This is a genomic window from Streptomyces sp. SID14436 (assembly GCF_010548465.1).
Lineage (GTDB): Bacteria > Actinomycetota > Actinomycetes > Streptomycetales > Streptomycetaceae > Streptomyces.
Genome location: NZ_JAAGMD010000429.1, coordinates 1 through 5,927 on the forward strand (window position 1 = coordinate 1; position 5,927 = coordinate 5,927).

The 5,927-nt window shown below is 74.2% G+C and carries 7 protein-coding genes; 3 read left to right on the forward strand and 4 right to left on the reverse strand.

Features of this window, described 5'->3' with window-relative positions; all coding sequences use genetic code 11:
• Positions 1-18 precede the first annotated feature (18 nt).
• Positions 19-915 (reverse strand): LysR family transcriptional regulator ArgP, encoded by an 897-nt coding sequence (locus G3I53_RS14885; protein ID WP_343240624.1) that lies wholly within the window; start codon positions 913-915, stop codon positions 19-21.
• Positions 916-1,030: 115 nt separating this feature from the next.
• Between G3I53_RS14885 and G3I53_RS14890 the strand changes: the two genes are divergently transcribed.
• Positions 1,031-1,648 carry a LysE/ArgO family amino acid transporter gene (locus tag G3I53_RS14890; RefSeq protein WP_031101756.1) on the forward strand — a complete coding sequence of 206 codons (618 nt, stop codon included), beginning with the start codon at positions 1,031-1,033 and terminating at the stop codon, positions 1,646-1,648.
• 31 nt (positions 1,649-1,679) lie between these two features.
• On the opposite strand, the gene G3I53_RS14895 is transcribed toward G3I53_RS14890, so the two are convergent.
• From G3I53_RS14895 to G3I53_RS14905, 3 genes are all read right to left on the reverse strand, one after another.
• A complete protein-coding gene (locus G3I53_RS14895; RefSeq protein WP_031101757.1) occupies positions 1,680-2,138 on the reverse strand; it encodes a cyclic nucleotide-binding domain-containing protein in 459 nt (152 codons plus the stop codon).
• Positions 2,139-2,487: 349 nt separating this feature from the next.
• Positions 2,488-3,966, reverse strand: a complete 1,479-nt coding sequence (locus G3I53_RS14900; protein WP_031101758.1) for an ornithine decarboxylase — start codon at positions 3,964-3,966, stop codon at positions 2,488-2,490.
• Between the two features lie 76 nt (positions 3,967-4,042).
• Entirely contained in the window at positions 4,043-4,261 is a 219-nt protein-coding gene (locus G3I53_RS14905) for a hypothetical protein (RefSeq protein ID WP_031101759.1), read from the reverse strand.
• Between the two features lie 159 nt (positions 4,262-4,420).
• Between G3I53_RS14905 and G3I53_RS14910 the strand changes: the two genes are divergently transcribed.
• Entirely contained in the window at positions 4,421-4,864 is a 444-nt protein-coding gene (locus G3I53_RS14910; RefSeq protein WP_031101760.1) for an ATP-binding protein, read from the forward strand.
• A 192-nt stretch (positions 4,865-5,056) separates the two neighbouring features.
• Positions 5,057-5,914, forward strand: a complete 858-nt coding sequence (locus tag G3I53_RS14915) for a SigB/SigF/SigG family RNA polymerase sigma factor (RefSeq protein ID WP_164334581.1) — start codon at positions 5,057-5,059, stop codon at positions 5,912-5,914.
• Positions 5,915-5,927: the final 13 nt, after the last annotated feature.

Sequence of the window (5,927 nt, forward strand, 5' to 3'; positions counted from 1 at the left end):
GCCGGACGGCCGGCGCCGTCAGGGGCGCAGCGCCCGGGCCGCCGTCGCGGTGACCGCCTCGGCCAGCGCGGCCAGGGCCGGGGAGTCCAGCTTCCACTGCTGCCAGTACAGGGGGACGTCCACCTCGTGCCGCGGCGCGAAGCGGGTGACCCGGCCGGCGCGCAGCAGGGGCACCGCCTGCGCCTCGGGGACCATGCCCCAGCCCAGGCCGGCCGCGACGGCGTCGGCGTACCCCTCCGAGGTGGGGATCCAGTGCCGGTCGGCGCTCGCGCCGCGGCGCCCGCCGGTGATCCGCCGCACGAAGCCGTCCTGGATGTCGTCCAGGCGGTCGAAGACGACCACCGGTGCCTCCGGCAGCACGTCCTCCAGCGGCCCGGCGAGGTGCCGCGCCGCGAACTCCGGGTGCGCGACGGGGAGGTAGCGCATCCGCCCCAGGTGCCGGACCGAGCAGCCCGGGACCGGCTCGGGCGAGGAGGTCACCGCGGCCATCACCGTGCCCTCCCGCAGCAGCGCGGCGGTGTGCCCCTCGTCCTCCCGGCGCAGCTCGAAGCAGACCGGCGGCTCGGCCGGTACGCGGCTGAGGACGGGCAGGAACCAGCTCGCCAGGGAATCCGCGTTGACCGCCACCGGCAGGCGCGTGGCCCGTCCGGTGCCGCTGAGGCCCAGCTCGGCGTGCGCGTCCCGCTCCAGCAGGCCGACCTGGCGGGCCAGCCGCACCAGCATCTGGCCCGACTCGGTCGGGCGGACCGGCTTGGTGCGCAGCAGCAGGACCCGCCCGGTGCGCTGCTCCAGGGCCTTCACCCGCTGGCTCACCGCGGAGGGCGTGACGTGCAGGACGGCGGCGGCCGCGTCGAAGGTCCCCTCGTCGACCACCGCGAGCAGGGTCCGCACCTGGTCCAGCGGCAGCTCGGACACGGGGACGGACGGGGCGGCGGACGCGCCGGCGGATGCTTCTCTCTTCACATTTCCTAAGGGTACGTAAGAATCCTTAGCTGTACTGCACACATGCGCCGCGACTAGCGTCTTCCGCATGACGAGCACCCTGACCACCGCCGCTGCGGGCTTCGGCACCGGACTGTCCCTGATCGTGGCCATCGGCGCCCAGAACGCCTTCGTGCTCCGCCAGGGCGTCCGCCGCCACGCCGTCCTGGCGGTCGTCGGCATCTGCGCCCTGTCCGACGCCGCGCTCATCGCGCTGGGCGTGGCGGGGATCGGCGCGGTCGTCGTCGCCTGGCCGGGGGCCCTGACGGCGGTGGGCTGGATCGGCGGCGCCTTCCTGCTCGGCTACGGCGCCCTGGCGGCCCGGAGGGTGATCCGCCCGGAGGCGGAGGGGCTGCGCACGGAGGGGGAGGCGGCCGGGTCGCGCCGCCGGGCGGTGCTCACCTGTCTCGCGATGACCTGGCTGAACCCGCACGTCTACCTGGACACCGTCTTCCTGCTGGGCTCGGTGGCCGCCGACCACGGTCCCCTGCGCTGGACGTTCGGCCTGGGCGCGGTGCTGGCCAGCGTCTGCTGGTTCGCCGCGCTGGGCTTCGGCGCCCGGCTGCTGAGCCGCTTCCTCGCCCGGCCCTCGGCCTGGCGGGTCCTGGACGGGCTGGTCGCCGCGACCATGATCGTCCTGGGGCTGAGCCTGATCGCCGGAAGCTGATCGCCCGCCCCGGCGGCGCCGCCGGCTCCGCCTAGGGCACCACGCCCCGCCGGTGCAGCGCGTACTGCTCCATCAGCTGGCCGCGGGTCATCTCCAGCCGGTGCGCCAGGATCTCCGCGACACCGCGCACCAGCGTCAGCCCCAGCCGCGGGTCCTCCTCGCACAGCTCCAGCACGGCCGTCGCGTCGAACTCGTAGGCGCGCACCTGGCTGAACGCGACGGCGCCGAAGTCCCACCGGTACGGGGGGAACAGCCAGGACCAGCCGAGCAGATCGCCCGCGCCGAGTCCGGCGACCGTGGTGCGGTGCAGGTGGTTGACCTGCATCTCCAGGGAGACCGCGCCGGAGCGGATGACCCAGAAGCGGTCGGCGGTGCCGCCCGCCTCGAAGATCCGGGTGTCCTCCGGGAAGTACACCTCCCGCGCGAGGGCCATCAGGCGCTGCCGTTGGGGAGGGGGGAGGGCGGTCAGGAGTTTGATCGCATGCGTCATGGCGCGGGCTCCTAGCCGTACGGACGTTCCGGGGCGTTCTCTCCCTCCATTGGAGCCGCACGCGGCGTCCGCGGCACTTCGGGGAGGAGACCCGCGCCCCGGCGGGGGCGGAATCCGGGCATGAAGAAGCCCTGGCTGGACGGGGGAAACCAGCCAGGGCCGTTACGAGTGGTGTCGGAGGACCGGGCGTCGACTCCGTCACCACGTGTAGATGAACGATAAACCAACCCGGTTGACTTTGTGCAACCGGAACCCGGTCACGTGACCCGTTTCACTTTTCCGCGATCTCCGGCGCCCCTGTCCGGCCCGCTCCGACGCCCTGTCGGGGCGGGCCCGGCCGGCCGTCGCGTCACGCCGCGCGCTCGTCGACGACCCGGAGCGTGTCCAGCCCGGGATCCGTCGGATCCGGCAGGTGCATGCCCGCGGCGAGACCCGTCCGCAGGTACCGCAGGACCGGCTCGTCCAGCCGCTCGCCCGGCAGCACCGCCGGGATGCCCGGCGGGTACGGCGTGATCATCTCGGCCGCGATCCGGCCGGCGGCCTCGCCCACGGGGACGTCCTCGGCCGGGCCGAAGAACGCGTCGCGCGGCAGCAGCGCCTGCTCCATCCGCAGCTCCCCGGGCGGCGGCACGTCGACGCGCGGAGCCCGCGGCAGGTCCGGCGCGGCATGGGCGAGGTCCTTCAGCGCCGACAGCAGCTGCCCGGTCGTCTCCCGGTCGTCGGCATGGGTGATCTGCGCGCCGATCCGGCGGTGGTCGACGATGTGGGCGTCGACGGCGCGGTGCTCGCGCAGCCAGTCGGCGGCCTGGAACCCGGTGATCCCCAGCTCCTCGACGTCGATGATGCCGGGCAGCGGATCGAAGTCGTCGGCCATCCCGGGGGCGCAGAAGTCGGCGCGGTCGTTGACGTGCATCCCGTCGATCTCCTCGACGGCCGCCCGCACCTCGGCGCACAGCTCCAGCGCGGCGCCCATGAGTTCCCTGCCGTGCAGCACCATCTGCCGCCGCCAGCCGTCCAGGCCGGCGCGGATCAGCACCGACGGGCTGGTGGTGTCCAGCAGGTCCGCGCGGATCCCGAGCAGCGCGGGCGGCACCAGATCGCCGCGCAGGTGGAAGACGGAACCCTGCTCCAGGCCGCTGCCCATCTTGTGGATGCTGGTCACGCAGATGTCGGCGCCCGCGTCCATCGCCCACGACGGGAGGTCCGGATGGAAGGGCAGGTGGGCACCCCACGCCTCGTCCACGATCAGCGGGCGGCCACGCCGGTGGCACACCTCGGCGACGGCCGACAGGTCGGCGCAGGCACCGTACGGGGTGGGACTCGTGACCAGCGCGCCGCGCGCGTCCGGATGCTCCTGGAACGCCTGCTCGAACTCCGCCGCCGACGGCGGATGCGCCAGACGCCGCTCGGCGTCCCAGCGCGGCTCGACCCACACCGGCTCGATGCCGGACAGGATAAGCCCCGACACCACGGACTTGTGGGCGTCCCGGCCCACCAGCAGCTTCTCGTGCGGACCCGCGACCGTCAGCATGGCCGCCTTGACCGACAGGGAACTGCCGCAGGTGCTGAAGAAGGTGTGGTCGGCGTGCACCGCGTCCGCCATCAGGTCCTGGGCCTCCTGCAGGACCCGGCCCCGGGTCAGCCGGTCGTCCAGGCCGCCCGACGCCAGCACGTCGCCGAGGAACACCGCGTCGCCCAGCACCTCACGCACCGCGGGGTCGGCACCGCGGGCCTGCTTGTGCCCCGGCGGCGTGAAGGCCAGCCGTCCCTTGCGGTGATAGTCCTGCAGGGCTTCCAGCACCGGTGCCCGGTGGTGATCGGCAGTCATGGCGTCCGGGTGCCCGAACGCACCGGGACCAATCCGGCACCGGTCCGGGCCCCCGCGGAGCGGACCGTCCGGGGGCTCACTCCCGCCCGGCGCGCCTGCCCGGCGTGAGGATCTCGTCCAGGACGCCCAGCACCACCTCGTAGGCGAGCCTGCGGACCTCGGCGTCGCGGTCCGGGCCCGACCCGGCGTCGCCCGTCGCCCGCCCGGCCCGCAGGGCTCGTTCCTCCTGGGCCGCTCGGGCCCGGGCCCGCTGGATGCGCCGCAGCAGTTCGTCCGAGTCCACCACATCGGTCATGTCCCCCGCGTACCCCCCTGTGCCGTTCGCATGACATGCGTCCGGATGAGGGCCGGGAGGTTTGCCACCCCCGGGACAGGTGAGCCGAAAAGGGACGTACGCGGCATCTGTCCGGCCCGGACAGGCCGGAGCGAACGAGGAGAACCAGGGAGTCGAAGGATGCGAGAGGCGCACACCACCGTGCCCGTTGCCGAACCCCCGGGCGGCGGCCCGGTCCGGCGCACGTCACCGTGCCGGCCGGGCGACGTCCGGGACGCCGTGCTCCGCGCGGTGTCCGAACAGTGCCGGACCGGCCGTGCGCCCTGCGACGCGGACGCCCTGTCGGACGCGCTGCTCGTCGCGTCCGAGCTGACCACCAACGCCATCCTGCACGGCGGGGGCGTCACCGAGGTCCGGGTCGACGTCACCGGGCCGTCGGTCCGCGTCTCGGTGAGCGACCGCAGCAGCGAACTGCCGGTGGCCCGGGCGGCGGCCGGCCGCATCGGCGACCGCCGGCCCGGCGGCCACGGCTGGCCCATCGTCTGCCGCCTCTCGCGCGACGTTCTGGTGTCCGACCTGCCCGCCGGCGGCAAGTGCATCACCGCCGTGGTGCCCCTTTCCTGAACCCGCGCACCCCCGGCCGATTGTCCGGCACAGGGGTGTTTGTTCGGTTGGGGGCGGGGCAACCGGAGTTTCGTGCTTCGGACCGGAGGCGCGCCGGCGGGATCGGTATGACCGCCGTGGACCCCTCTGGTGTCCCGGCGGCGACCGTCCCGTGGCAGACCCCCCCAACCACCGCTCGGGAGCGATACCGCAATGCTCATTGACACCCCGGCCCCCCGTCCCGCGACTCCCGCCACCGAGTCGGCCCCCGCCCGCAGGCGGCACGACGACGCCCCTGACACCGCCGCCCTCTTCGCCCGCCTGGCCACGCTGGGGGACGGACCGGAGCGGGACGCCGTCCGCGACGAGCTCGTCACCGCGTGGCTGCCCATGGCCCACCGCATCGCCGGCCGCTTCCGTGACCGCGGCGAGTCCGTGGAGGACCTGCGCCAGGTCGCGGCCCTCGGGCTGGTGAAGGCCATCGACCGGTTCGACCCGTCCCGCGGGGCCTTCGAGAGTTACGCCGTTCCCACCATCACCGGCGAGGTCAAGCGCCACTTCCGCGACCGCATGTGGGCCCTGCGGGTGCCCCGCCGGGTGCAGGAACTGCGCAACAAGGTCCGGGTGGCCCGCCGCGAGCTGACCCAGAACCCGGGCAGCCCCGAACCCTCGGTCGCCGACGTCGCCGCCCACACCGGACTGACCGAGGAGGAGGTCCGGGCCGGACTGGAGGCGCTGGAGAGCTTCAGCACCCTCTCGCTCGACGCCGAGCTGTCCACCGAGGACGACGGCTACAGCCTGGCCGACACCCTGGGCGCCTCGGACAACTCCTACGACACCGTGATCGACCGCGAGTCGGCCAAGGAGGGCCTGCGCCGTCTTCCCGAGCGCGAGCGCGCCATCCTCTACATGCGGTTCTTCGAGGACATGACCCAGAGCCGCATCGCCGACCGGCTGGGCATCTCCCAGATGCACGTCTCCCGCCTGATCAGCCGCAGCTGTGCCCGCGTGCGCGCCGAGGCGATGGGCCAGCGCTCCGCCCGCCGCGGCACCCCGGCGCCGGACGCCTGACCGCCCGGCGGCC

Bases quoted from the DNA above. Each gene is read 5' to 3' on its own strand.
- G3I53_RS14895 (WP_031101757.1), bottom strand. From the start codon at position 2,138: ATGACGCATGCGATCAAACTCCTGACCGCCCTCCCCCCTCCCCAACGG.
- G3I53_RS14915 (WP_164334581.1), top strand. From the start codon at position 5,057: ATGCTCATTGACACCCCGGCCCCCCGTCCCGCGACTCCCGCCACCGAG.
- G3I53_RS14905 (WP_031101759.1), bottom strand. From the start codon at position 4,261: ATGACCGATGTGGTGGACTCGGACGAACTGCTGCGGCGCATCCAGCGG.
- G3I53_RS14910 (WP_031101760.1), top strand. From the start codon at position 4,421: ATGCGAGAGGCGCACACCACCGTGCCCGTTGCCGAACCCCCGGGCGGC.
- G3I53_RS14890 (WP_031101756.1), top strand. From the start codon at position 1,031: ATGACGAGCACCCTGACCACCGCCGCTGCGGGCTTCGGCACCGGACTG.
- G3I53_RS14900 (WP_031101758.1), bottom strand. From the start codon at position 3,966: ATGACTGCCGATCACCACCGGGCACCGGTGCTGGAAGCCCTGCAGGAC.